The organism is Micromonospora sp. WMMD737, assembly GCF_049179055.1.
In the GTDB taxonomy this organism is placed as follows: Bacteria; Actinomycetota; Actinomycetes; order Mycobacteriales; family Micromonosporaceae; genus Micromonospora; species Micromonospora reichwaldensis.
Genome location: NZ_JBMHMH010000001.1, coordinates 6,959,081 through 6,984,368, shown reverse-complemented (window position 1 = coordinate 6,984,368; position 25,288 = coordinate 6,959,081). Strand labels below are relative to the sequence as shown.

The window sequence follows — 25,288 nt, the reverse complement described above, 5'->3', positions numbered from 1 at the left end:
TCGGTAAAAAACAGGACGCCGCACCGACTCTGACCTGACCTGCAGAAACGAGAAGCCGCAACCAGGAATGGACGCAGTTGCGAGCCGTTCGATGCAACCGGCATCGGCTGACGACGACTCCGGCGAACGGATGCCCGCAGCGGTCGCTGTTAGGCCCGCACCCGTGGGGCGGTCGATCCACCTGCTTCAGCAATCGCAGCGGTCACCCGGTTCTGCCCCCTGCCACGATCGACGAGTGTCCGGTTTCAGCATTACGCGCGCTGATCGCCGGATCAGTCGTAGTCTGCGTCCCTCCGCCCAAGCAGCGACTACATGGAGATGACAAGTGGAACCGGTGACGATGGTGGTGGCTGCCATGGCAGCCGGTGTATCGGCGGGACTGACGGAGACGACGTCCGGGGCCGTTGTCGACGCGTACCGATACCTTCGTGACGCGCTGCGCCGCCGTTCCGAGACGCACAGCTGGGACCCGGACGCACTGAGCGCCTACGAGGCCGACCCCCAGGCGAACGAACAGCGTCTGATCCGGCTCGTCGAAGCCACCGACAGCGGCCAGGACGAAGCGGTTCTTGCCGCCGCGGCACGCGTGCTCCGTCTTGTCGATCCTGGTGGCGCCGCCACCGGGAAATACATCGTGGACCTGCGCGACGCCAAGGGTGTGATCACTGGCGACGGAAACATTCAGATCAACCGCTTCTGACCGGCCGGGGTGAACCGCAATATGCAGCACAACGGCGTCGAAGGAGACGACGAAGGCAACCAGCGCGACCCACTCGTGGACGTACGGGACGGACGCGGCGTCATCGTCGGCCACAGCGGCACGATTATCAATCATTTCGGCAGCGAGCCCGATCTCACCGCCACCGCGCTCGCGGGCCTGCGCCCGCGTGCGGCCGCAGCCAGGATCGTGGACCTCTCGCGCGACCGGGCGCTGGTGCTGCTCACAGCCATGCCCGACAGGGCGGCCGCGGCGGTGCTCCAGGCACTGTTCGGGCTCAACGAAGACCGGACAGTCGCCCTGCTGGCAGAACTCAGCCCGGACCGGGCCGCCGAGCTCATCGCGCTGGCCCAGCTCGCCGACCTTGCCGACCTTCCCGAAGCAGTGGAAGCCATGGCGCATTGCCAGGACCGGTGGCGTGAGGTCTTCGATGCCCATCGGCAGGCTATCCACCGGTGTGGCCCGTCACAGGGACACGGCTACCGCGGATTCACTCAACGGTTTGCCAACGGCGCGATCTGCTGGAGCGCTGCCACCGGGGCACAACCGACGACATGGGCCATAGCAGCACACCACGACAGCCTTGGCGGGTGCGCTGGTCGGCTCGGCTTTCCACTCGCTCCGATGGAGAAGGCCCTGCCATCTCCATCGGGGACCCTCGGCACCCTGCAACGATTCGAGGGCTCCTTCGACTACGGCGATGGCACCCGCGCCAGGCAGCACGCGGCCGACGGCGCCGCAATCTACTGGGCCCCCCAGCATGGCGCGCACGCCGTCTGGGGCAGGATCGGCGAGTTCCACGAGAACCGGGGCGGGACGGCGGGAGATCTGGGCTTCCCGACCACCGATGAAACGGCTGTCGGACCATCCCGCTCAGGGGCCGGTGCCCGGGGTTGGCGGCAACGTTTCGAGGGCGGGACCGTGTACTTCACCCCCGAGACCGGCGCTGTCCGCGTCCCGACGGAGATCGCGGACTACCACGACGACGAGGGCGACGTTTCCGGAGTGCTGGGCTTCCCCCGTAGCCCTGTGACACAGGCCGCGGACTCGCCGCAGGGCACGTCGGGGCGCTTCCAGCGCTTCGAGGGCGAATGGGACTACCCGCCGGACGTGGCCGACCGGCTCCTGGGACTCGAACACGGCGGCGGCGCGACCGTCTACTGGTCCCGGGAGCACGGGGCCCACACGGTGCGCGCCGGCAACGGCCTCTGCTACGAACAGCTCGGGGGCACGGCCAGCTGGCTCGGGTTCCCGGTGTCCGACGAACAGGATGTCCAATCCACGTCGGGCGATCGGGGGACCGCGCAGACGTTCCAGGGCGGCATCATCTTCTACACAGAGACGCACGGGTCGCTACCCGTGTCTGATCCGGTTCTTCAGGCCGTGGCGGCGTCGGTCCCACCTACGGTCGCGTCGACGTGGGCGCACCTGATAGTTGACGCCATTGGGTTCCCCGTTTCCGCAGAGCAGTTGGTCGGTCCGAGCCGAGTTCAGCTCTTTCAACGGGGCGTGGTGACCACTGACGATGACCGCATCGAGGTATGGCGTAAGTAGAGCGCTACACGTGCGGCGATCCCGGCCCTCGACCTGCCAGACATCGACCGCGCCGATGCGCTATGGATGATCCTCGCCATCTCCGACGTACCCCGTCATCGCTACCACGCTCGTTCGGCGTCGGCTGAGCGCACGGCTGCCGACAGACGTCACGGGGTCCGTCGGCAGGTCTCCATGAAACCGACCCGCGAAGCACTCAAGCGGCTTGGTGACTCGCTCGACAGCTGACCGTTGCTGTACTTCACTGCTGTACGGGTAGCAGAAAGGCCACCTTCATCGATGGAAGGTGGCCTTTGACCTGCGTGGGCGATACTGGGATCGAACCAGTGACCTCTTCGGTGTGAACGAAGCGCTCTCCCGCTGAGCTAATCGCCCTCAGTGCCGCTGACTCTACCTGATCGAGGGATCGGACCGGAAATCCGGGGTCCGCGCGCCGCGCCGCGGTCGGTCGACCCGACAGGACGCCGGGTCGGTCCGGGTCAGTGCGTCGCCAGGTAGTGCAGCGCCTCGGCGACCACGTCGATGCCGAAGCTGTACTTCAGTGACAGCCAGACCACCGAGCCGACGAAGATCAGGCCGACGGAGCCGAGCACGAAGCGTACGGCCAGTGAGCGGTCCTTCACCCACTGGGTCCAGTTGTGCACGTGCCGGCGGGTGAAGCCGAGCAGCCGGCGGGCCCAGTGGAACTCGACGGCCCAGATGCCGAGGCCGGCGATCACCAGCAGCCAGCCCGGCCCGGGTAGCGGGATGAGGGCGATGCCGATGGTGACGACGAGGGCGCCGGCGATGGCGACGAGGATCTTGAGGGTGACCCGTCCGGTCGGGTTGGCCCGGATCAGGTCGAGGGTGGTGCTCAGCCGCTGCCGCCAGCGGGGTCGCTGCCGCTGCTCGGCCAGCGTCGTGGCGCCTGCGCCATCCCGGTCGGTCGTCGGCCGACCGGGCCGGTCGTGCTGCTCCGTCGGCACCCCGTACCCCCGCCTTTCGGCTGCTCGGGCCGCGACGTTCGGCGGGCCCGGCACTGCCATCGGATCCACTGAGGATCGTTTCGTAACCATTTCCTCCCCCAGTGTGGCTCGCGCCCGTCACTGCAACGGCCGACTGGACGTTACCGGAGTAAGTCGACGACTGAACCACCCGATGCCGGGCGGGATCACGCACTGGGCAGAACCGGAAATCCTACATGAATATTCACATTCACGCGGCCTTTCCGACCCCCTTCCCACCACTGGGTGAAGTCAGCGTATGGCGGAGCGTAGCCAGGAGTAGCACCTGAGTATGGGAAAAGCGGGACACGCGCGTTCCGCAGCGGTGCCGGGGGGAGATCGTCCATGAGTGTCATCCGACCGACGACCGTAGAGGTCGAGACGTCGCTAAGGCTCGTCGCACCTGACGCCACCGCCTTGCCGGTGCGTGCCAGTCTGCGTTACGACCCTGCTGATCCGTATGCGGTCCATGTCCTGTTCCACGCCGAATCCGCCGGCGGAGAGGCGGTCAGCTGGTCGTTCGCCCGGGAGCTGCTGGTCACGGGCCTCGACGAGCCGGCCGGCATCGGCGACGTGCGGGTCTGGCCCTGGGCCACCCCGCGCGGGGACTTCGTCGCGCTGGCGCTGTCGTCGCCCGACGGCAACGCCCTGTTCGAGGTGCCGCGCAGCGTCCTGGTGCGCTTCCTGCGGCGGACCTACGTCGTCGTCCCGCGCGGCCGCGAGGCCGAGCACCTGGACGTCGACACCGCGGTGACCCGGCTGCTCGCCGGCCGCTGAACCACCGGCCACACCGGCCGTCCGGGGCCGCGCGGATCTGCCGAGTCCGCGCGGCTCCGGCCCACCAGGGGGTACGCGCACCGTCTCCCGCCCTTCGTCAGGCTCAGCCGTGGGTGGTGATGCCGCCGTCGACCGGGATCACCGCACCCGTGAGGTACGCGCCGGCGCGGGACGACAGGTAGATCGCGGTGCCGGCCATGTCCTCCGGCCGGCCGATCCGGCCCAGCGGCACCTGGCCCTCGATGGCTGCCCGGGACGCGGGGTCGTCCAGCGCGAACGCCATCATCTTGCTCTCGAACGGCCCGGGCGCGATCGCGTTGACGGTGATCTGCTCGCCGGCGAGCTGGTGGGCCAGGCTGCGGGTGAGCATGTGCACGGCGGCCTTGGTCGCCGAGTACGCGTACACCTCCATCATCGGGACCCGGATGCCGTCGATGGAGCCGATGTTGATCACGCGGGCCGGGTCGTCGGCGCTGGCCGACGCGCGCAGCGCGGGCAGCAGCGCGGTGGTGAGCCGGAAGACGGCCTTGACGTTGACGGCCCAGAGCTTGTCGAACGCGCTCTCCGGGTACGACTCCAGCGGTGCGCCCCACGTCGCGCCCGCGTTGTTGACCAGCACGTCGAGCCGGTCGAACCGCTCCCGGACGGCGGCGGCCAAGCCCTCGGCGCCCGCGTCGTCGCCGAGGTCGGCGGGGATGGCCTCGCAGCGCCCCTCGGCGGAGAGTTCCTTGGCCACGGCCTCGCAGACGTCCGCCTTGCGGGACGAGATGACCACGTGTGCGCCGGCCCGGACGAAGCCCTGGGCGATCATCAGGCCGATCCCCCGCGAGCCGCCGGTGACCAGGACCGTCTTGCCTTCGACCGAGAACAGATCCGTCATGCCCATCCCATCGCGAGTCGGCCGGGGCCGCCGGGGGCGGGGCGGCCCGGGTCCGGCGCGGACCGGCTCCGGCCGTGCCTCCACCGGACGGCGCTACCGTTCGGTAACGTAGCCCGCCCCCGACGACCTCGACAACCCCCGCCGGGCGCCCGCGTGGCCCGGCGCACCGCTCGGCCGGCGGGCCGGAGCCACGGCGTGACTGGCCGGCCGCTGGCCTGGGCGGCCGTCCCGGGATGCGTCGACCGTCGCCCCGGGCTACCGTCGCAGGCGATGGTCTCTTCCGGTCAGCTCTCCCCCGCTCCGCCCGGCAAGCCGGCGACCGCCCCCGCCGAGATCGACACGGTCGTCCTCGGTGACCTCGCCCCTGAGCCGCGCTGGCCTCGTCCGGTGCTGCTGGAGAAGGACCTGCTCGTGCTGACCACGGGCGGACACGGCACGGCCGAGCTGGACTTCCGCGCCCTGCCCTGCCGCCCCGGCACGCTGCTGCGGGTGCGCGCCGGCCAGGTGCTGCGCTGCGCCGGCCCGCAGCTCGACGCGACGGTGGTGCGCTGGGATCCGGCGGCGCTGCACGGGCTCGACGTCGACCCGGACGCCGTCCCGGCCTGGCTCCAGCTCGCCGGCGAGGACGAGGACGCGGTGATCAACGAGGTGAGCCAGCTGGCGGTGGACTGCCAGCGGCACCGGGGGTTGGGCGTCGCGCGCGGACTGCTCCGCCACCAGCTCGCCGTGCTGCTGCTGCGGCTGTCGATGCTGCCCGAACGCGCCCACCCGGCGACGCGGGCGGAGGCCGCCACCTTCCATCGGCTGTGCCGCGAGGTCGAACGCGGCTACCAGCACACCCGCCGGGTCGAGGACTACGCCGCCCGGCTGGGCTGCTCGGTGCGTACGCTCACCCGGGCCTGCCTGGCGGTGACCGGACGCAGCGCCAAGCAGGTGGTCGACGAGCGGGTGGCCCTCCAGGCGAGCCGGCTGCTGGCCGCCACCGACGAGCCGATCGCCCGCATCGGCCGGCGGCTGGGCTTCTCCGAGCCGACGAACTTCGGCCGGTTCTTCACCCGGGAGGTCGGGGTGAGCCCGGGCGCGTTCCGCGCGGCCCGCGAGCAGCCGGTACCCGGGCCGGTGGTCCGTCCCCGCCCGCCCGCCGACGCGGCCGGCCGACCGGGCGGGGCATGATGTCGGGGTGCAGATCTCCGCGCGCGGCGACTACGCGGTACGGGCGGCCCTGAGCCTCGCCACCGCGTACCCTCGGCTGCTGTCCACCCAGGCCATCGCCACGGAGCAGGACATGCCGCGCAAGTTCCTGGAGGCCGTCCTGGCCGACCTGCGGCGGGCCGGCATCGTCCGGGCGCAGCGCGGCGCCGAGGGCGGCTACACGCTGGCCCGGCCGCCGCGCGAGGTGACCGTCGGTGCGGTGCTGCGCGCCGTGGAGGGTCCGCTGGCCGGGGTGCGCGGGCTGCGCCCGGAGGAGACCAGCTACGAGGGCGCGGCGGAGAACCTCCCCGGGCTCTGGGTCGCGGTGCGGGCCGCCGTGCGACGGGTGGTCGACGAGGTGAGCCTCGCGGAGATAATCAGTGGCCGGTTGCCCGCCCACGTCCGTAGGTTGACGGCTTTGCCCGACGCCTGGGAGCCGCGCTGATGCCCACCCCCGTCCTGCACACCGACCGCCTGCTGCTGGAGCCCTACCGGCCGGACGACGCCGAGGACGCCGTGTCGCTGCTCGTCGACCCGGAGGTGGGCCGGTTCATGGGCGACGGCCCGCTGAGCGCCGAGGCGGCCGGCGCCCTCTTCGGGCGGATCTTCACGAAGGTCTACGCGGAAGACCTCTTCGACGTCTGGGCGGTGCGCCGGGACGGTCGCTACGTCGGGCACGCCGAGATCAAGCGGACGGACCAGGTCGACGGTCACGAGATCATCTACGCGCTGGCGAAGCCGGCCTGGGGCGCCGGTCTCGGCACGGAGCTGGCCCGGGCCCTGGTCCGCTACGGCTTCGACACCCTCGGCCTGCCCCGCGTGTACGCGACGGTCGCCGACGCCAACCACGCCTCGCTGTCGCTGCTGGCCAGGATCGGCTTCGTCCACGAACGCGACATCGCCGAGGACGACGGCAGCACGACCCGCGTGCTCGTCGTCGACCGCGCCCCCGCCTGACCAGGGCCGGCCGGCCGCGCCTCGGGGGCCCGGCCCTCGTCAGTGCCCCGGCGGCGGGCCCGTCGTGGTGTAGCCGCCCCGGTGGTAGACCAGCGGGTCCCCGTCCTCGCCGCCGCCGAGCGCGAGCGGCTCGACCACGAAGAGGGTGTGGTCGCCGAGCGGCACCCGGTGCGCGACCCGGCACAGCAGCCGGGCCAGCGCTCCGGTCAGCAGCGGCACGTCGAACGGCCCCGGCGTCCAGTGCGGATAGGCGGCGAACCGGTCGATCCCACCGGTGGCGAAGACCCGGGCGGCCTCCCGCTGGTGGGCGCCGAGCAGGTGCACGGCGACGTGCTCGGCGCGGGCGAAGACGGGCCAGCTCGACGAGGCGGTCCCGAGGCAGAACGAGACCAGCGGCGGGTCCAGCGAGACCGACGTGAACGACGTGGCGGTGAAGCCGGCCCGGACGGGCCCGCCGGAGGCGTCCGGGTGGGCCGGCGCGGTGCCAGGGGCGACGGCGGTGACGACGGTGACGGTGGCGGCCTGCCGGCGCAGCAGCGTCCGGAACAGGTCCCGGTCCACCGGCAGCAGGTCGGCGTCGCCCTGCCTGAGCCACTCCACGGTGGTCACGCCGGCTGCGGGGTCGGGTGGGCGCCGGAGGCGCCGGGCAGCCCTGCGTCGACGGGCAGGCGAGCCGCGTGGAGAAGATCGTCCCGCTGCGTCATCGCCCCATGCTGCCGGGGGCCGGGGCCCCGGTCAATGCCCCTATCGGAGACGGGATCGACGTCGGCCGACACCGCCTCGAACCCCTATGCCGGCAGGTGGGGTTCGACGCCCTCGGACGCACGGGCGCCCCACCACCGTCCAGAGCGGACGGGCTGGGGTTTCACGATTCGGCGATCCGGGCATGTTCGGGTTCGACAGGGCAGGGAAGGGAATCGAAGGGAGTCCGACGATGGGTCTGATGTTCCGCAAGCGCAAGAAGTACGGTCCGATCATCCTGAACTTCACCGAGAACGGCTTCTCCTCCTGGAGCATCAAGATCGGTCGCTGGTCCTGGAACTCGCGGGCCAAGGCGCACCGGGTCGACCTGCCGGGTCCGCTGTCCTGGAAGCAGGACAAGTCCCGGGCGTGAGGTCCCGAGGTCGAGCGGGGTGCCGGTGATCCACCGGCACCCCGCTCGACGTTCGCGTCAGGACGCCGGCCCGTCCCCGCGCGCCGAGACGACCACGTCCCCGCCGAGCCGGCCGTGCTCCGGGTCGCGGGTCGCCTCCCCCGCGTCGAGCAGGCCGGTCAGCGCCCGGACGGCGTCGGACGACCGGTAGGCGGTCGCCGTGAGGGCGTGCCGGCGCAGCTCGGTGACCGTACGCGGACCGGAGCGCGCCAGCTCCGCCAGCAGTTCGCGGCGTAGCGGGCCGGGCTCCGGGGCCGCGACGACGTCGAGCAGCCGCCCCGCCGGGTCGCGGTAGCGCACGCCGGCGGCACCGTCGACCGCCCAGAGCGCCTCCTTGAACGCCTCCAGGCTCTTGTCCGACCCCGTCGCGAAGGCGAGCAGCCGCGCCGGGGCCCCGTCGGCGGGCACCAGCTCCACCTCGGTCGTCAGCGGGAACCCGGCGTCGGCGAGAGCGGCGCGCGCGGGGGTGCCGGCGGCGGTGGCGAGCAGCACGTCCGCCGGCTTGCCGATCGCCGCGGCGGTCAGCACGGCGGGATCGGCGGCGGCGTCGTCCACGACGGACAGCAGGGGCGCGCCGGCCGCGCCGGCCGCCTTGACCGCCACCGGCAGCCGGGCCGGTCCGCCGGGCACGAGGTGCACGGCGACGCCCGCCGGCAGCTCCGCCTCCACGGCGCCGAGCCGGGCCGGCAGTTCCTCGGTGCCGTCGGCGAGCACCAGCACGGTGAGCTGGCGACCCCGCAGCCGGTCGGCGTGCCGGGCGACCACCCGCAGCGCGGCCTCCGCGAAGCCGGCGTCGCCGCCGGCGTACGCCAGGGCCAGGGTGGCCCGCCGGGCGCGGTGCAGCGCCCCCGGCAGCCAGGTCTCCAGGTGTCGGACGAGCAGCTCGCGCAGGACGGCGTCGGTCGGCATGCTGCCGTTCTACCGCACGCCCGTCCCGGGCCGGGCACAGCTCCCCCATCCGGGCCGGACGGCGCGGCGCGCGGTCGGGGCGGCGTCGGTGTCCCCGGGCCGGCCAGGACGGGACGCCGTCGGGGTCAGGCCGGGACGGAGACGCCCACGCCGCCACGGGTCTGGCCGCCGTAGCGCCGCCGCTCGGCGTCCAGGTCGAGCCGGCCGATCCGCTTGCGGGCGGCCAGGGCGGCGTCGTCGAGCCGGTCGGCGGGCACCAGCCAGACGATCTCGAACTCCAGCCCGTCCGGGTCCTGGCCGTAGAGGCTCTTGGTGGTGCCGTGGTCGGACGCGCCGACCAGGGCGCCGGCGGCGGCGAGCCGCTGGGCGGTCACCTCCAGCTCGTCGAGGGTGTCGACCTCCCAGGCCAGGTGGTAGAGCCCGACGGTGCCGCGGCCGGCGGTGGAGGGGCCGGTGCCCGCGCCGACCTCGAACAGGCCGAGGTCGTGGTCGTTGGTGGAGCCGGGCGCCTGGAGGAAGGCGGCGCCCCCGAAGCCGTCCGGCGTCATCGGGATCGGCCGGAAGCCCAGCACGTCGCGGTAGAAGGCGACGCTGCGGGCGAGGTCACTGACGTAGAGCACGGCGTGGTTGAGGCGGTGGATTCCCATGCCACCGACGCTAGCGCGGTTTTGTTGAACGTTCAACTATCTTGCGTATGATGGGCGTCATGACCCGCTGGCTGGACCCCGACGAGCAGCGCACCTGGCGCGCGTACCTGACCGCCTCCCGGGCGCTGATGGAGGCGCTGGACCGGGAGCTGCAACGCGACGCCGGGATGCCGCACGCCTACTACGAGATCCTGGTCCGGCTCTCCGAGGCGCCGCAGCGGCGGCTGCGGATGAGCGACCTCGCCGAGGTCAGCGGCTCCTCGCGCAGCCGGCTCTCGCACGCCGTGGCCCGGCTGGAGGCGGCCGGCTGGGTCCGCCGCGAGGAGTGCCCCACCGACCGGCGCGGGCAGATCGCGGTCCTCACCGAGGAGGGATTCGCCACCCTCGCCGCCGCCGCGCCCGGCCACGTCGAGGGGGTACGCCGGCACCTGTTCGACGCGCTGAACCCGGCCCAGGTGGACCAGTTGCGCCGGATCAGCGAGACGCTCGCCGCACACCTGACCGGTTCTTGACCAATACACTCCCGCTCGGGTCTTGTACTTACCGTCGTCGGATGAGCACGATGGGGCGTGCCTTCCGGCTTCGGTGAACTGACTGACCAGGCGCATTACCTGGTGTCCTCCGGCGACCTCGCCGGTGCCCAACGGCTGCTCGCCGACGCGCTGACCGACGCCGACCCGCGTCCGGCCAACGCCACACCCGAGCTGGCCGAGGCCGCCAGCCTCCAGGCCCGCGTGCTGGTCGCCCTCGGCGAGCCGCACTCGGCCCGGGGCTGGGCCGCCTTCGCGTACGCGGCCGCGACCCGGCTGCACGGGCGCTCCGACCAGCGCACGGTGGCCGCCGCGGCCACCCTCGCGGCGGTGCTGCACCGGGTCGGCAGCTGGTCGCGCGCCGCCCGGCTCTACCAGGAAGTGATCATCGAGCTGACCGCGCTCGACGGTCCCGAGTCGCTACGGGTGCTCGCCGCCCACGCCGACCTGGCCACCGTGGAGTACGCGCGCGGCCAGTGCCAGGTGGCCCGCGACCGGCTGCTGGACGCCTGGGAGCTGCACCGCGAGGTCTACGGCGACGGGCACCCCAGCGGCATCAAGATGCTGGCCCGGCTCGGGGCGATGCGGCGTGACTGCGGGCAGTTCGCCGAGGCGCACGACAACCTGGCGCTGGCCAGGGAGCTGTGCCGGCAGCACCTGCCGGCGGACGACCCGCTGGCCACGCAGGTGGCGGGGCTGGCCAGGGCGGCGGCCAACCCGGACCACGTCTGCGCCGACACCGCGCCCGTCGACCGGGACGGTCCGATCGTGCCGTCCGCGCGTACCCCGCCTCCGGGCGACGGGCCGGCGACGGCACAGCACCCCTCGCAGGCGGGCTACCGCCCGGCGGAGCCGGACCCGTACGCCGGGCCGCCGCACGTGGTGCCGACGCCCCGGCAGCCGACGGAGGACCCGCCGCCCGGCTGGTGGCCGCCCGAGGCCGACGCCGGGGACGGGCCGGCCGACAGCGCTGTGCCGCCGGCGGTCGTCCCCCTGGCCGGCGGCGCCACCGAGGAGGCCGAGGGGGTGCACCGGGTCCGCCAGCCCGGCGCGCCCGAGGAGCCCTACCAGCCGTCGCGGCTGCTGCCGGTGCCGGTGCACCGCGCCCCGTCCCGGCGCGGCAACCGGCTGCTGCCGCTCGCCGTCGGCGGCGTCCTGGTGGTGCTGCTGGGCACGGCCGCGGTGATCGCCGGGGTGGCCGGGGTCGACGGTGACCCCGACCCGGCACCCCCGGCGGCCACCGGCGCACCGGCCTCCACGCGGGCCGGGGACCCGGCCGGCACGGGCGCCCCGCCCGCCGCCGGCCCCACGGCCGGGGCCGTGGCCTCCCCCGGCAGCCCGCCGGGTTCGGTGACGCTGCGCGACAACCGCGACAACGTGGCGCTGCGCTGGACGTACCCGGCCGGCGGCGAGGGCCCGGTGGTCATCTCGGGCGGCCGGGAGGGCCAGGCGCAGACGGCCTTCGCCAACCTGCCCGCCGGCACCACCGCCTTCGTCGTCTACGGACTGAACCGCAGCACCGACTACTGCTTCACCGTCGCGGTCGTGTGGTCGACCGACACGATCGCCCGCGCCCAGCAGGTCTGCACCCGCCGCGGCTGACGGCCCGTCTTGGCTGACGGTCAGTCGCGGCTGACGGGCCGTCGGCGACTGACGGGCCGCTCCGGCTGACGGGCCGTCGCGGGTCCCGGTGGCGCGGCGCCGATCGCGGGTGCGGCGGGCGGTCCGGCTGGGCCACCGTCCGGCGTGACCCGGTCCGTCAGGGCCGCTCCGGGTCGGGCAGGGCCGGCAGCAGCAGCCGTACCCGCAGCCCCGGACCGCCGCCCCTGCCAGGGCGGGCGTCGGTCAGGACGATGCCGCCGCCGGCCCGGCGGACCAGCTCGCGCACGATGGCCAGCCCGAGGCCCGCGCCGCCGTCGTCCCGGGCGCGGGCGTCGTCGAGCCGGGTGAACCGCCCGAAGACCCGCTCCCGGTCCGCGGCCGGGATCCCCGGCCCGTCGTCGGTCACCGTCACCAGGTGGTACGCCCCCGCGCCGCTGCCGCCCGCTCCCCCGCCCGCGGTCCCGCCGTCCGACACTCCCCGACCGGCCGTCCCGCCGTCCACCGCTCCCGGGCCGGCTGTCCAGCCGTCCGCCGCTTCCCGGCTGGCCAGACGGCCGTCCACCGCTCCCCGACCGGCCGTCCCGCCGACGCCGCCCGCCTCGTCGGCGCCCGGACCGGCGGTCAGCACCACCTCGCCGTGGGCGTACCGGACGGCGTTGTCGACCAGGTTGGTGAGGATCCGGCGCAGCTCGTCGGGATCGCCCTCGGTCCACAGCGGCGTCACCGGCGCGTCGAGGCGCACCGGCGGCGACGGGTACCGGGCGGCCACCGCCGCCAGCAGGGCCCCCAACTCGACCGGCCCGGTGGCCCGCGCCGTCGGCCGCTCGTCGAGCCGGGCCAGCAGCAGCAGGTCGTCGACGAGCCGGCCGAGCCGCTCGGTGTCGGCGAGCAGGTTCGCCGACACCGCCGTCCAGTCCGTCCGGTCGGCGAGCCGCCGGGCGACCTCCAGCTCGGTACGGATGTTCGTCAGCGGACTGCGCAGCTCGTGGGCGGCGTCGGCGACGAACGCCCGCTGCCGGTCCCGGGCGGACTCCAGCCGGCCCAGCATCCCGTTGAGCGTGACCGCCAGCCGGTGGATCTCGTCCTGCGACGCCGGTACGGGCAGCCGCCCGCCCCCGTCCCGCCCGGTGATCTCCTCGGCGCCCCGGCGCAGCGCCTCCACCGGGCGCAGGGTCGCGCCGACCACCCGCCACGCCACGGCGGCCAGCACCGCCACCAGCAGCGGGAAGCTCACCAGCAGGATGGTCCGTACGACGTGCGCGCTGTGCCGTACGTCCGCCAGCGACCGGGCCACCAGGACGGTGCGCGGGTCGGCGGCGGTGCCCGCCGGTACGGTCACCACCCGCACCGGCCCGGCCAGGCCGACCCGCTCCCCCGACACCGTCAGCCGCTGCCGCGCGCCGGTGTCGATCCGTTCCGGCGACACCATCGGCACCAGCCGGTCGGCGTCGATCGAGGCGGCCCGGACCCGGCCCTCGGCGTCGATCACCTGCACCCGGACCTGTCCACCGGCCACCGGCAGCGGATCGGGCAGGACCTCCTCGGCGGCGAGCAGCGCGACCGCGTCGGCGGTCTGGAACGCCTCGGTGTCCACGGCGCGTTGCAGGGCCCAGCCCAGCACCGCGAGCAGGACGAGCCCGCCGACGGCCAGTCCCCCCGACACCCCGAGCACCCCGACCGCCATCAGCCGCCCGCGCAGCCCGAGCGCGCCGCGCACCCCGGCAAGGAAGGGCACCTTCCTACCGCGTACGCGGTAGGAAGGTGCCCTTCCTTCGCTCTTCACGGGGCGAGCCGGTAGCCGGCGCCCCGGACCGTCTCCAGGCGCTCGCGGCCGATCTTGCGCCGCAGGTACCCCACGTACACCTCGACGGCGTTGGGCGCCGTCTCGACGCTGGCGTCCCAGACGTGGTCGAGCAGCTCCGTCTTGGAGACCACCTCGCCGGGGCGGCGCATCAGGTAGTCGAGCAGCGCGAACTCGCGGCTGGTCAGCGCGACCTCGGCGTCGGCCCGGGTCACCCGCCGCCGGGCCGGGTCGAGCCGCAGGTCGCCGACCGCCAGGACCGTGGGGCGTTCGGGGGCGCCGCGACGCAACAGGGCCCGCAGCCGGGCCAGCAGCACGACGTACGAGAAGGGCTTGGTGAGGTAGTCGTCGGCCCCGCAGTCCAGCCCGTCGGCCTGGTCGTACTCGCCGTCCTTCGCCGAGAGCATGAGCACCGGGAGCCAGTGCTCCTCGGCGCGCAGCCGGCGCACCAGCTCGTAGCCGGAGAGGCCGGGCAGCATCACGTCGAGGATCATCGCGTCGTACCCGCCGTGCCGGGCCGCGTCGAGCCCCGCCGGGCCGGTCGCCGCCACGTCCACCGCGAACCCCTCGGCCTGCAGACCCCGTTGCAGGGCGGACGCCAGCCGCGACTCGTCCTCCACCACCAGCAACCGCACGGGGTCAAGGGTGCCACCCGTGCGGGCGGTCGCACGGTCGTCCTCAGCGCCCTCACAGCGTCGTTCGGGCAGGATGTCGGCAGGAGGTGTCACATGTCCGTCCTGAAGAGCCGTCCCGTCCTACGCTGGCTGGTCCCGGTGACCGCCGTCGTGACCGTCATCGGCGGCGGCGCCGCGCTCGGCACGTTCGCCGCCCAGGCCGAGCCGAGCCTGCCGCCGCGTACCGCCGCCCAACTCCTGGTCGACCTGCAGACCTCCCGGCTGGAGGGGCTCTCCGGCACGGTCGTGCAGCGCGCCGACCTGGGTCTGCCGCCGCTGGCCGGCCTGGTCGCCGGCGACGGGCCGGCCGGCCTGCTGACCGGCACGCACACGCTGCGGGTCTGGCACTCCGGGCCCGACCGGCAGCGCATCGCCCTCGTGGACACGCTGGGCGAGCGGGACGTCATCCGCAACGGCCGCGACGTGTGGGCCTGGAACAGCCGGTCCAACACCGCCACCCACCGCACGCTGCCCGAGGGCGCCGCCGGGGCCGGGAGCCAGGAGTTGCCGGTCACCCCCGGGGAGGCGGCCGACCGGGCCCTGGCGGCGATCAGCCCGAGCACCGAGGTGAGCGTCGGCCGGTCCGCCACGGTCGCCGGCCGGGACGCGTACGAGCTGGTGCTCGCCCCGCGCGACGCCGCCTCGCTGGTGCACCAGGTGCGCATCGCCATCGACGCGCGCGAGCACGTGCCGCTGCGCTTCGAGGTCTTCGCCGACGGCAGCGACAAGCCGGCCTTCGAGATGGCCTTCACCCAGGTGTCGTACGCCCGGCCGGACGCCGAGCAGTTCACCTTCAACCCGCCGCCCGGGGTGAAGGTGACCGAGGAGACCGCCGGGAGGCAGCCCGCCGACGCGCCCGGGAAGCGCCCGGCGCACGGCGAGCGGCCGGACGTGCGTACCGTCGGCGAGAGCTGGGCCACGGTGGTGGTCGCGCGGCTCGACGGCGCCGGCGCGCCCGCCGACCGGGCCGGGGACGGGTCGACCGGCGACGCGGCGGCGCTGCTCGGCAGGCTGCCGAAGGTCAGCGGCGACTGGGGCAGCGGCCGGCTGCTGACCGGGAAGCTGTTCAGCGCGCTGCTCACCGACGACGGCCGGCTCATCGCCGGAGCGGTGACGCCCGAGCGGCTCTACGAGGTCGCCAGGGGCTGAGGACCGGCAGTCCCGGGGGCCCGCCACGCGGCGGGCCCCCGCTGTCTGTGCGGGGCGGCCTGTGGCGTGGCCCGACGCGCTTGGTCGCGGCGGCCGGCGCACGGTATCTTTCTCAGTTCAGGCAACAAAAAAGAACGGCCATCGAAAGCCGTTCCGAGAGAGATGCTAACCAAATGGGAGACGGCTTGTCAAGGCATTCCGCCGATTCCGCCGAATTGCAGTCCGATGACGAAATCGGCCGCGAACAGGAATACGTCTCGATGCTCTACCGCCGGCTGGACGAGCTGCGCGAGCAGGCGTCCCAACGGTTGACCGAGGAGCTGCGGGCGACCGGTGGCACGCTCCAGGCCCGTTCCCAGCGCGACAGCGCGGTGCGGATGTACGCCGACCAGGTCGAGCAGCTCTCCGCCGTCGAGAGCGGCCTCTGCTTCGGCCGGCTCGACACCGACGACGGCGGCCCGCACTACATCGGCCGGATCGGCATCTTCGACACCGGCGGCGACTACGACCCGCTGCTGATGGACTGGCGTGCCCCGGCGGCCCGCGCCTTCTACCTCGCCACCGCGGCCAACTCCCAGGGGGTGCGCCGCCGCCGGCACCTGCGCACCCGGGAACGCAAGGTGATCGCCCTCAACGACGAGGTGCTGGACCTGGACACCGCCTCCCCCACCGCCCACGAGGAGCTGACCGGCGAGGCGTCGCTGCTCGCCGCGCTCAACGCCGGGCGCACCGGCCGGATGCGCGACATCGTCGAGACCATCCAGGCCGAGCAGGACCGGATCATCCGCGCCGACCTGCCGGGCGTACTGGTCGTGCAGGGTGGCCCCGGCACCGGCAAGACCGCCGTCGCGCTGCACCGCGCGGCGTACCTGCTCTACACCCACCGCGAGCAGCTCTCCACCCGGGGCGTGCTCATGGTCGGGCCGAACGCCACGTTCCTGCGCTACATCTCCCAGGTGCTCCCGGCGCTGGCCGAGACGGGCGTGCTCCTGCGGACGCAGGGCGACCTCTTCCCGGGGGTCAGCGCCCGCCGCGCCGAGCCCGCCGAGACCGCCGCGCTCAAGGGCCGCGCGGTGCTGGTCGAGGTGCTGGCCGCCGCCGTACGGGACCGGCAGTGGGTGCCCGACGAGCCGCTGGAGATCGAGCTGCCGCAGCAGGAGGTGCTGCTGCTCGACCCGGAGACCGTCCGCGCGGCCCGGGACCGGGCCCGCCGCTCCGAGCGGCCGCACAACCTGGCCCGGGCGCTCTTCGACGTCGAGATCGTCCACGCCCTGGCGGCCCAGGTCGCCGAGCGGATCGGCGCGGACCCGCTGGGCGGGGAGAACCTGCTCGACGAGGCCGACGTGGCGGAGATCCGCCGCGAGCTGCGGGAGGAGCCCGAGGTGCGGGCCGCGCTGGACCAGCTCTGGCCGGTGCTCACCCCGCAGCGCCTGCTCGCCGACCTGTACGCCTCCCCCGACCGGATCGCCGCCGCCGCACCCATGCTCAGCGAGGACGAGCGGGCCCTGCTGCACCGCGAGCCGGGCGGCTGGACGCCGGCCGACGTCCCGCTGCTCGACGAGGCGGCCGAGCTGCTCGGCGAGGACGAGCGCGCCGCCGCCGCCCGCCGGGAGCGGATCCGGGCCCTGCAACGGGAGTACGCCGAGGGCGTGCTGGAGATCGCCCGGGGCTCCCGCTCCATCGACGTGGAGGACGAGGCCGACGGCGGTGAGATTCTCGGCGTCACCGACCTGATCGACGCCGACCGGCTGCTGGAGCGGCAGGAGGAGGCGGACCGGCTCACCACCGCCCAGCGGGCCGCGGCCGACCGGGGTTGGGCGTTCGGGCACGTGATCGTCGACGAGGCACAGGAGCTCTCGCCGATGGCCTGGCGGCTGCTGATGCGCCGCTGCCCGAGCCGCTCCATGACCATCGTCGGCGACGTGGCGCAGACCGGCGCGCTGTCCGGCACCCCGTCCTGGGCCGACGCGCTGGAGCCGTACGTGGCGCAGCGCTGGCGGCTGGAGGAGCTGACCGTCAGCTACCGCACCCCGGCCGAGATCATGGCGGTCGCCGCCGACGTGCTCACCGAGATCGACCCGGCGCTGCGCCCACCCCGCTCCGTACGCTCCAGCGGTGTGCCGCCGTGGGACCGCGCGGTGGCACCGGAGCGCCTGGCGGCGGAGCTGGTCGCCGCCACCACCCGGGAGGCTGCCGGCCTGGACGACGGCCGGCTCGGAGTGATCGTGCCGGCCGGTCGGGTGGACGAGCTGGGCGCCGCGCTCACCGCAGCCCTGCCCGAGGCGGCCATCGGCGAGGACCCGGAGCTGGAGAGCCGCGTGGTGGTGCTCACCGTCGGCCAGGCAAAGGGCCTCGAATTCGACTCGGTCGTCCTGGTCGACCCCGACCGCATCGTGGCGGAGTCACCCCGGGGCCGCAGCGACCTCTACGTCGCCCTCACCCGCGCCACCCAACGCCTCGGCATCCTCCGCCCCACCTGACCCGCCGGCCCCGTTGCGCCTGCCGGCCCGGTTCCACCCGCCGGCCCCGTTGCGTCCGCCGGCCTCCTGCGACCGGGTCGGCGGGTCACTCCGGGGTGAAGTCGCCTACCTGGCTGGCGATGCCGGACTGGTCGCTGGTGGAGCCACCCGCCGGGGTGCTCAGGCCGCCGGTGGTGGCGTCGCCCGTGGTGGTCGGCGCCACCTTGCCCGGGTGCCGCTCCGGCTGGCGTGCCACCCGGCGCACGCTGGCCGGGCCGGCGGTGCCGCCGGTCGTGGTGACGGCGCCCTGCCCCCGGGTCGGTCCACCGTCGCGCAGCACCTCCGGGTCGACCGGAACGTGCGCCGGGTCGTCCGGGTCCTCGTCCTGGATGACCCGCTGCACGTCGGTAGGGGGCACGGTCACCTCGTCGAGAACGCCCTCGCCGTACACGCCACCGGCGATCCGCTCCTCGGCCCGCCGGGCGGCGTCCTGTCGCACGTCGTCCTCACGCATGTCCATCACCTCACAGGAGTGGTCGGTCCGACCTGCGTGCCCGCCACCCCCACCAACAAACCCGCCCACCTCCCGCCCCGCTGTCCCACCGCCGCGCGCCGCCCCACCCACCCCCGGCGTCGATCATGCAGTCGTGGTGCCCGTGGGATACCGATTCAGGCGTTTTGCACCCCACCACAACTGCATGGTCGACGCCGGACTTCGCGGCGCGGGCCGGGCCCGGGTGGGTGCGGGGAGGGGGCAAGTTTCCGGGGTGCCGGGGGTGTTACTGCCCCCGTCGGGTCGGGTAGACGGCGGGTGTCCCCGCCATGCACGCGAACCGTGCCGTGGCCGACACGCGGTAGCGGGGCGAGGGAACGCAGGTACGACTCATCGCATCCTGAGGAGGACAAGATGAGCACGCAGGCTGCTTCCACCAGGCCGATGAACCGGCCGACGCAGGACGCGCCCAACCGGGCGATGCAGGACCGGGCGATGCAGGACCGGGCCATGCAGGAGACGCCCACCCGCCCGATGCCGATGATGCACGACGGGCACCGGGAGGCCATGCAGGCACCCGGCACGGAGACCAAGCCGTCGCTGCGTACGACCGAGTTCTGGGTCTACATCGCGGCCGTGATCGGCGTGCTGGCCGCCTCGCAGCTGGTCGGCCAGAACTCGACCGGCGTGGACATCTTCCGAGCCGACAACGCCTGGTTCATGATCACGCTGCTGACCATCGGGTACCTGGGTAGCCGTGGTCTGGCCAAGGCCGGCAGCAACTGGCGCAGTGGTGAGGAGCGCAAGGCCCGGCACTGACCGGGCGACGCACCACGGCAACGGTGGCCCCCGGGACTACGGTCCCGGGGGCCACCGTCGTGTGTGGTCCTACTCCTCGAAGCCGCCGAAGTCCTCACCGTCGCCCTCGAAGGCGTCGCCGATCATGTCGCCGACGATCATGCCCCCGACGGCTCCCATCGCGGCACCGGCGACGACGCCGCCCATGCCGACGCCACGGCCGTGACCATGCCCGTGCCCGTGGCCGCCGAAGCCGTGGGCGCCGCGCAGGCTGCCGTAGCGGGACGTCGTCTCCCGCAGCCAGCCGTCGACGACCTGGACCCAGTCCGTCGTGTCGGCGTCGGCGTGCGAGAGCCGGTAGTGGCCGAAGGCGTCGTGCCCGGGGGTCAGGAACCCGCCGCGCTTGTCGCACTCCAGGATGACCTCGACGCCGTGCGGGCTGGTCACGAAGGTCAGCTCGACCTCGTTGATGGTGCTCGCGTACTGGGGCGAGGCGAAGAACTCGATCTCCTGGTAGAACGGCAGCGTCTGCTGCGTGCCGCGGATGTGGCCGCGCTCCAGGTCGGCGTGCTTGAACCGGAAGCCGAGCCGCTGGAACGCCTCCAGGATCCGCTCGTGCACCGGCAGCGGGTGCACGTTGACCTGGTCCAGGTCGCCCTTGTCGACCGCCCGGGCGATGGCCAGCTCGGTGCGCAGCCCCATCGTCATGCCGCGCAGTCGCTGGCCGTAGACGTCGGTGATCGGCGTCTCCCACGGGACCGGGAGCTGGAACGGCAGGGAGAGCTGCTGCTTCGCGGCGAGCTGGAACGCGCCGCTGACCGGCAGCCGGTGGAACTCCATCACGCCGGCGTACTCGGTGTCACCGCCCTCGATCTCGACCCGGGTGACCAGGCTGACGACGACCTGCTCGACGTTGGCCGGGGCGTCCCCGCCCTGCAGGTTGACCTGACCCTCGAGGGTCAGGCCGGGGCGGGTGTTCGGGTTGGTCAGGACGGTGTCGACGCTCGGCCCGCCCACTCCGAACGCGCTCAACATCTTCTTGAAGACCATCGGAACTCCCGTGCAAAGACACCCTGCTCCACCTTGGAGCCGGTCGCTGACTTGCCCGGACCCTACCGAGAACCGCTGTGAAGTGCCTGTGAAGGCACGCCAGTCGGATGTACGCCCGAGGATGGGAGGCAGGGGCAGGGGGCACTCGTGCCACGTTCGCCCCCTCGAACTCACCCGGTCGGGGGACGGTACGTCCGGCCGATCGTTCCGCTCCGGTGCAGCGATTGGCGGCGGCGCTGAACGCTTCGAAGCAACAAAGGCGGGAAACCGAGATGTCATGACCAAGAGCCCCGCGAGCGGGAGCGCCGACTGGGCTCGCTCCACGACAAACAGGCCAGAGGGTCGGTAATCCTGCTTCCGGCGGCACCTGTCTCCGCTGCCGAGGAGAATCGTCCGCTGCGGAAGCAGCCCCACGGGTGTCAGCCGGCCTCGACGACGATCAGCTCGCCCACCTGCCCGGCGAGCTGGTCGCGCGCCTCCTCGGGCAGCCCGGCGTCGGTGACGAGCACGTCGGCCTCGGAGAGCGGGGCGATGGTGGCCATTCCGATCGTCTCCCACTTGGTGTGGTCGGCGAGCACCACCAAGCGCCGGGCCGCGCCGACCAGGCACCGGTCGGTGCCCGCCTCCAGCAGGTTCGGCGTGGTGAATCCGGTACGCGGGCTCATCCCGTGTACGCCGAGGAAGAGCACGTCGACGTTGAGGGCGCTGATCGCCGCCTCGGCCACCGGCCCGGTCAGGGCGTCCGACGGGGTACGGATCCCGCCGGTCAGCACGACCGTCTGGTCGGCGCCCGGGTGCTGGTGCAGGGCCTCGGAGACGGGGATGGAGTTGGTCACCACGGTCAGGCCGCGTACGTCCGCCAGCAGGGTGGCCAGCGCGGCGGTCGTGGTGCCGGCGGAGAGCGCGACGGCCATGCCGGGCTCGACCAGGGCGGCGGCCCGTTCGGCGATGGCCCGCTTCTCGGCCCGCTGCCGCAGCGACTTCGCGGCGAAGCCGGGCTCGTCGCCGGGTCCGGGGCCGACCAGGGTCGCGCCGCCGTGGACCTTGTCGACCAGTCCCCGCTCGGCCAGCACCTCCAGGTCGCGCCGGATCGTCATGTCCGAGACGCCGAACCGGCTCACCAACTGGCTGACCCGCACGCCGCCGCGCTGCCGGATCATCTCGAGGATCGCGGCCTGTCGCTGTCGGGCCAGCATCCGGAGGACCTCCTTCGCACCGTCACGCCGCGGACGAGCGGGCCGCCGCACCGCCGGACGAGCGGGCCGGGCCGTCCGACGCGCGGGCCGGGTCGTCCGACGCGCGGGCCGGGTCGTCCGACGTACCGGCCGGGTCGTCGGAACTGCCGGCCGCCGCGGCCGCCGGTGCCTCGCGGATGACGGCCACCTCGCCAGCCGGCACGACCAGGTCGCCGGAGCAGCGCGCGCCGGTCAGCAGGTCCACGCCGGTGGCGTCGAGCCGGGCGTCGGCGTCGGTGTGGTTGATGACGAAGAGCCAGGTGCGGTCGCCGGCGCGGCGCCGGACCACCTCCACCTCGGCGGGGACCCGCGCCGCCGGGCGCACCCCCGACTCGGCCACCAGCCGGGCCACCAGCCGGTCCGTCGCCGCCGCGTCCAGCCGGGTGCCGACGTACCAGGCCGCGCCCGCGCCGACCGGATGCCGGGTCAGCGCCGGCACGCCCGGCAGGGGCCCGTCGGCGTACGCGGCGAGCACCTGCGCGCCCTCGGGATGCAGCCACTCCGTCCACACGTCGGCGACCGCGCCGTCGTCCAGGGTCACCCGCTCCCCCGCCCGCAGCGGGAAGAACTCCTCGACACGGACGCCCAGCAGTTCCCGGAACGCCCCCGGGTAGCCGCCGAGGCGGATGTGGTCGTGCTCGTCGACGATGCCGCTGAAGTACGTGACCAGGGCGGTCCCACCGGCCTCGACGTACGCGCGCAGCGCCGCGGCGTGCGCGTCGCGCACCAGGTAGAGGGTGGGCGCCAGCACCAGCCGGTAGCGGGACAGGTCGGTGGCCGGGTGCACGACGTCGGCGGTGATCCCGGCCCGCCACAGCGCGTCGTGCAGCGCGCCGAGGCGGTCGGCGTACGTGACGTCGACGGTCGGGTGCGAGTCGAGTTCGGCGCCCCACCACGCCTCGTAGTCGAACAGGATCGCCACCTCGGCGTCGACCCGGCTGCCGCGCACCTCGGCGAGGGCCCGCAGGTCCGCGCCGAGCCGGCACACCTCGCGGAACACCTTGGTCTCCGGACCGGCGTGCGGCAGCAGCGCGGAGTGGAACTTCTCCGCCCCGGCGCGGGAGGCCCGCCACTGGAAGAAGAGCACCCCGTCCGCGCCGCGCGCCACGTGCGCCAGGCTGTTGCGACGCAACTGGCCGGGTGCCTTGGCGACGTTGCGCGGCTGCCAGTTGACCGCGCTGGTGGAGTGCTCCATCAGCAGCCACGGGTCGCCGCCGGCGACGCCCCGGGTGTGGTCGGCCGCGAGGGCGAGCCCGACGTGGGCGCGCGGGTCGGCGGCGGTGAGGTAGTGGTCGTTGGCGACGACGTCCACGTCGGACGCCCAGGAGTGGTAGTCGAGGTACTTGATGCCGGTGCCGATCATGAAGTTCGTGGTGACCGGCTGGCGGACCCGGCGCGTGAGCACCTCGCGCTCGGCGCGCAGTTGGGCGCGCTGCTCGTCGGAGGAGAAGCGCAGGAAGTCCAGTTGCTGGGTGGGATTGGCGAAGGTCGGCGCCGTGCGCGGCGGGTTGATCTCGGCCCAGTCGCCGTAGCGCTGGCTCCAGAAGGCCGTGCCCCAGGCGTGGTTGAGCCCGTCCAGGTTGCCGTAGCGCTCGCGCAGCCAGCGGCGGAACGCCCCGGCGCTGACGTCGCAGTAGCAGTGCACGTTGTGGCAGCCCAGCTCGTTGGAGACGTGCCACATGACCACGGCCGGATGGTCGGCGTACCGGGTGGCGAGGGCCTCGACCAGGGCCAGCGACCGCTCCCGGAACACGGGCGAGCTGGGGCAGTACGCCTGCCGCCCGCCCGGCCAGAGGATCGTGCCGTCGGCGCGCCGGGGCAGCGTCTCCGGGTGCCGGTGGGCGAGCCACGGGGGCGGGCTGGCGGTGGCGGTGGCCAGGTCGACCGAGATCCCGCCGCCGTGCAGCACGTCCATCGCCCCGTCCAGCCAGCCGAACTCGTACGCGCCGGGGGCGGGCTCCAGCAGCGCCCAGGAGAAGATCCCCACCGACACCAGGTTGACCCCGGCCCGGCGCATCAGCGCGACGTCCTCGGCCCAGGTCGACTCGGGCCACTGCTCGGGGTTGTAGTCGGCACCGAACCAGATGTCGTCACCCTGCCATCGCCACATGGATGCAGAGCGTGCCCGGCCGCGGCAGCCAAGTCAACACGTTCCAACATCGATCATCTTTACAACGTTTACCTCTCGACGGCCTTGTCGCAACCGGGTTGTCGGGAGATTGCCGCCCCCTTGACACCGCCCGGAGGACGAGTAGCTTGAGGCGCCACTGGCAATTCGTGTTCGCCAATGTGGATTCGCGATGGATCCGGGTGTGTGTTCACGGTTGCCGGGACACCGCCACCGACGGCCCTCGGGCACCTCTTCATCCGCAGGAGGCACCATGTCCCGTCCCCGCACCCGAGCCGAGTACCTCGCCCGGCTCGTACCCCCCTCCGTGGCCGGCCTCGACCGTCGTTCGCTGCTGGCCGGCGCGGCCGGCACCACCGCGCTGCTCGGCACGGGCCTGCTCGCCGGCTGCGGTTCCGACTCCGGCGGCTCCGGCGCCAAGACGGTGTCGCTGGGCTCCAACCAGTCCGACCCGAAGCCCAAGGAGGTGATCGCGAAGGTCATGGACGGCTTCCGGACCTCGTCCGGCCTCGAGGTCGCCGTCAACACGGTCGACCACAACACGTTCCAGGAGAACATCAACAACTATCTCCAGGGCAAGCCGGACGACGTGTTCATGTGGTTCGCCGGCTACCGGATGCGCTTCTTCGCCGCCCGGGGCCTCGCCGGCGACCTCAGCGACGTCTGGGGCAGGCTCTCCGGGATGTCCGACGCGTTCCGCAAGGCGTCGACCGGCGACGACGGCAAGCAGTACTTCGTGCCGTCGTCGTACTACCCGTGGGCCGTCTTCTACCGCAGGTCCGTCTGGCAGCAGAACGGCTACCAGGTGCCGAAGACCCTCGACGACCTGACCGCGCTCGCCGGTCAGATGAAGAAGGACGGGCTCACCCCGATCGCCTTCGCCGACAAGGACGGCTGGCCGGCGATGGGCACCTTCGACATCCTCAACCTGCGGATCAACGGCTACCAGTTCCACATCGACCTGATGGCCGGCAAGGAGTCCTGGACCTCCGACAAGGTGAAGAAGGTCTTCGACACCTGGCGCGGCCTGCTGCCCCTGCACCAGCCCGACAGCCTCGGCCGGACCTGGCAGGAGGCCGCCCAGTCGTTGCAGCAGAAGAAGAGCGGCATGTACCTGCTCGGCCTCTTCGTCGGCCAGCAGTTCGACGGCGCCGACCTGGCCGACCTCGACTTCTTCACCTTCCCCGAGATCGACCCGGCGATCGGCGCCAAGGCCCTGGACGCGCCCATCGACGGCTACATGATGGCCCGCAAGCCGAAGCAGGAAGCCAACGCCAGGAAGCTGCTGGAGTACGTCGGCTCGAAGGCGGCCGCCGACATCACCGTCAAGAACGACCCGAGCACGCTGGTCGCCAACAGCGAGGCCGACACCAGCGGCTACAGCGCCCTGCAGAAGAAGGCCGCCGAGCTGGTCGGCTCGGCCACCGAGATCGCCCAGTTCCTGGACCGCGACACCCGCCCGGACTTCGCCTCCACGGTGATCATCCCGGCGCTCCAGCAGTTCATCAAGGATCCGAAGGACATCGACGGGCTGACGTCGAGCATCGAGAACCAGAAGAAGTCGATCTTCACCGACTGACGGCGAGAGGGTGAGGGCACC

The 25,288-nt window shown here is 73.4% G+C and carries 24 protein-coding genes and 1 tRNA gene; 13 read left to right on the top strand and 12 right to left on the bottom strand.

Features of this window, described 5'->3' with window-relative positions:
- Positions 1-325: 325 nt before the first annotated feature.
- Positions 326-700 (top strand): hypothetical protein, encoded by a 375-nt coding sequence (locus tag ACN27A_RS30970; RefSeq protein ID WP_421458006.1) that lies wholly within the window; start codon positions 326-328, stop codon positions 698-700.
- A 21-nt stretch (positions 701-721) separates the two neighbouring features.
- Positions 722-2,272, top strand: a complete 1,551-nt coding sequence (locus tag ACN27A_RS30965; RefSeq protein WP_421458005.1) for a hypothetical protein — start codon at positions 722-724, stop codon at positions 2,270-2,272.
- A gap of 303 nt (positions 2,273-2,575) precedes the next feature.
- Here the strand turns inward: ACN27A_RS30965 and ACN27A_RS30960 are convergent.
- Together ACN27A_RS30960 and ACN27A_RS30955 are read right to left on the bottom strand one after the other, a co-directional pair.
- Positions 2,576-2,647 (bottom strand) — tRNA-Val (locus ACN27A_RS30960).
- 104 nt (positions 2,648-2,751) lie between these two features.
- Positions 2,752-3,297 carry a TIGR02611 family protein gene (locus ACN27A_RS30955; protein WP_421458687.1) on the bottom strand — a complete coding sequence of 182 codons (546 nt, stop codon included), beginning with the start codon at positions 3,295-3,297 and terminating at the stop codon, positions 2,752-2,754.
- Positions 3,298-3,600: 303 nt separating this feature from the next.
- On the opposite strand from ACN27A_RS30955, the gene ACN27A_RS30950 reads away from it, so the two are divergent.
- Complete coding sequence (locus ACN27A_RS30950; RefSeq protein ID WP_053653619.1) at positions 3,601-4,032, top strand: SsgA family sporulation/cell division regulator; 432 nt, start codon at positions 3,601-3,603, stop codon at positions 4,030-4,032.
- A 103-nt stretch (positions 4,033-4,135) separates the two neighbouring features.
- Here ACN27A_RS30950 and ACN27A_RS30945 read toward each other — a convergent pair whose 3' ends face one another.
- Entirely contained in the window at positions 4,136-4,912 is a 777-nt protein-coding gene (locus ACN27A_RS30945; RefSeq protein ID WP_132240034.1) for a glucose 1-dehydrogenase, read from the bottom strand.
- Between the two features lie 270 nt (positions 4,913-5,182).
- On the opposite strand from ACN27A_RS30945, the gene ACN27A_RS30940 reads away from it, so the two are divergent.
- The 3 genes from ACN27A_RS30940 to ACN27A_RS30930 are packed head-to-tail and all read left to right on the top strand — an operon-like array spanning position 5,183 to position 7,060.
- A complete protein-coding gene (locus ACN27A_RS30940; RefSeq protein WP_421458004.1) occupies positions 5,183-6,085 on the top strand; it encodes a helix-turn-helix transcriptional regulator in 903 nt (300 codons plus the stop codon).
- A 7-nt stretch (positions 6,086-6,092) separates the two neighbouring features.
- Complete coding sequence (locus tag ACN27A_RS30935; RefSeq protein WP_121398934.1) at positions 6,093-6,548, top strand: RrF2 family transcriptional regulator; 456 nt, start codon at positions 6,093-6,095, stop codon at positions 6,546-6,548.
- A complete protein-coding gene (locus ACN27A_RS30930) occupies positions 6,548-7,060 on the top strand; it encodes a GNAT family N-acetyltransferase (protein WP_421458003.1) in 513 nt (170 codons plus the stop codon). The genes ACN27A_RS30935 and ACN27A_RS30930 overlap by 1 nt, the downstream gene beginning before the upstream one ends.
- Before the next feature lie 39 nt (positions 7,061-7,099).
- On the opposite strand, the gene ACN27A_RS30925 is transcribed toward ACN27A_RS30930, so the two are convergent.
- Entirely contained in the window at positions 7,100-7,669 is a 570-nt protein-coding gene (locus tag ACN27A_RS30925; protein WP_421458002.1) for a flavin reductase family protein, read from the bottom strand.
- A gap of 325 nt (positions 7,670-7,994) precedes the next feature.
- Here ACN27A_RS30925 and ACN27A_RS30920 point away from each other — a divergent pair, with 325 nt between their 5' ends.
- The gene (locus ACN27A_RS30920; RefSeq protein WP_007075522.1) at positions 7,995-8,174 is read left to right on the top strand and encodes a DUF4236 domain-containing protein; all 180 of its coding nucleotides are present in this window, start codon (positions 7,995-7,997) and stop codon (positions 8,172-8,174) included.
- A 57-nt stretch (positions 8,175-8,231) separates the two neighbouring features.
- On the opposite strand, the gene ACN27A_RS30915 is transcribed toward ACN27A_RS30920, so the two are convergent.
- Together ACN27A_RS30915 and ACN27A_RS30910 are read right to left on the bottom strand one after the other, a co-directional pair.
- Positions 8,232-9,122 carry a hypothetical protein gene (locus ACN27A_RS30915; RefSeq protein ID WP_421458001.1) on the bottom strand — a complete coding sequence of 297 codons (891 nt, stop codon included), beginning with the start codon at positions 9,120-9,122 and terminating at the stop codon, positions 8,232-8,234.
- A gap of 125 nt (positions 9,123-9,247) precedes the next feature.
- Positions 9,248-9,769, bottom strand: a complete 522-nt coding sequence (locus tag ACN27A_RS30910; RefSeq protein ID WP_421458000.1) for a VOC family protein — start codon at positions 9,767-9,769, stop codon at positions 9,248-9,250.
- Positions 9,770-9,819: 50 nt separating this feature from the next.
- On the opposite strand from ACN27A_RS30910, the gene ACN27A_RS30905 reads away from it, so the two are divergent.
- Positions 9,820-10,281, top strand: coding sequence for a MarR family winged helix-turn-helix transcriptional regulator (locus ACN27A_RS30905; RefSeq protein ID WP_421457999.1), 462 nt, complete (start codon positions 9,820-9,822; stop codon positions 10,279-10,281).
- A 57-nt stretch (positions 10,282-10,338) separates the two neighbouring features.
- Positions 10,339-11,901, top strand: a complete 1,563-nt coding sequence (locus ACN27A_RS30900) for a tetratricopeptide repeat protein (RefSeq protein ID WP_421457998.1) — start codon at positions 10,339-10,341, stop codon at positions 11,899-11,901.
- A 157-nt stretch (positions 11,902-12,058) separates the two neighbouring features.
- Here ACN27A_RS30900 and ACN27A_RS30895 read toward each other — a convergent pair whose 3' ends face one another.
- Positions 12,059-13,585, bottom strand: coding sequence for a sensor histidine kinase (locus ACN27A_RS30895; RefSeq protein WP_421458685.1), 1,527 nt, complete (start codon positions 13,583-13,585; stop codon positions 12,059-12,061).
- Between the two features lie 95 nt (positions 13,586-13,680).
- The gene (locus ACN27A_RS30890) at positions 13,681-14,337 is read right to left on the bottom strand and encodes a response regulator transcription factor (protein ID WP_132240027.1); all 657 of its coding nucleotides are present in this window, start codon (positions 14,335-14,337) and stop codon (positions 13,681-13,683) included.
- Between the two features lie 93 nt (positions 14,338-14,430).
- On the opposite strand from ACN27A_RS30890, the gene ACN27A_RS30885 reads away from it, so the two are divergent.
- Both ACN27A_RS30885 and ACN27A_RS30880 read left to right on the top strand, forming a co-directional pair.
- The gene (locus ACN27A_RS30885; RefSeq protein ID WP_421457997.1) at positions 14,431-15,525 is read left to right on the top strand and encodes a LolA family protein; all 1,095 of its coding nucleotides are present in this window, start codon (positions 14,431-14,433) and stop codon (positions 15,523-15,525) included.
- 173 nt (positions 15,526-15,698) lie between these two features.
- Positions 15,699-18,005 (top strand): HelD family protein, encoded by a 2,307-nt coding sequence (locus tag ACN27A_RS30880; protein WP_421457996.1) that lies wholly within the window; start codon positions 15,699-15,701, stop codon positions 18,003-18,005.
- A gap of 85 nt (positions 18,006-18,090) precedes the next feature.
- Here the strand turns inward: ACN27A_RS30880 and ACN27A_RS30875 are convergent, their stop codons facing one another.
- Entirely contained in the window at positions 18,091-18,498 is a 408-nt protein-coding gene (locus ACN27A_RS30875) for a hypothetical protein (protein ID WP_421457995.1), read from the bottom strand.
- Between the two features lie 393 nt (positions 18,499-18,891).
- Between ACN27A_RS30875 and ACN27A_RS30870 the strand changes: the two genes are divergently transcribed.
- Positions 18,892-19,296, top strand: a complete 405-nt coding sequence (locus tag ACN27A_RS30870; RefSeq protein ID WP_151455875.1) for a hypothetical protein — start codon at positions 18,892-18,894, stop codon at positions 19,294-19,296.
- A gap of 69 nt (positions 19,297-19,365) precedes the next feature.
- Here ACN27A_RS30870 and ACN27A_RS30865 read toward each other — a convergent pair whose 3' ends face one another.
- From ACN27A_RS30865 to ACN27A_RS30855, 3 genes are all read right to left on the bottom strand, one after another.
- A complete protein-coding gene (locus ACN27A_RS30865) occupies positions 19,366-20,325 on the bottom strand; it encodes a sporulation protein (RefSeq protein ID WP_421457994.1) in 960 nt (319 codons plus the stop codon).
- A gap of 419 nt (positions 20,326-20,744) precedes the next feature.
- Entirely contained in the window at positions 20,745-21,521 is a 777-nt protein-coding gene (locus tag ACN27A_RS30860) for a DeoR/GlpR family DNA-binding transcription regulator (protein WP_421457993.1), read from the bottom strand.
- 22 nt (positions 21,522-21,543) lie between these two features.
- On the bottom strand, positions 21,544-23,670 hold the full coding sequence (locus tag ACN27A_RS30855) for a beta-galactosidase (protein WP_421457992.1): 2,127 nt from the start codon (positions 23,668-23,670) through the stop codon (positions 21,544-21,546).
- A gap of 271 nt (positions 23,671-23,941) precedes the next feature.
- On the opposite strand from ACN27A_RS30855, the gene ACN27A_RS30850 reads away from it, so the two are divergent.
- Positions 23,942-25,267: an ABC transporter substrate-binding protein gene (locus ACN27A_RS30850; RefSeq protein ID WP_421457991.1), complete on the top strand. Its 1,326-nt coding sequence runs from the start codon at positions 23,942-23,944 to the stop codon at positions 25,265-25,267.
- Positions 25,268-25,288 lie beyond the last annotated feature (21 nt).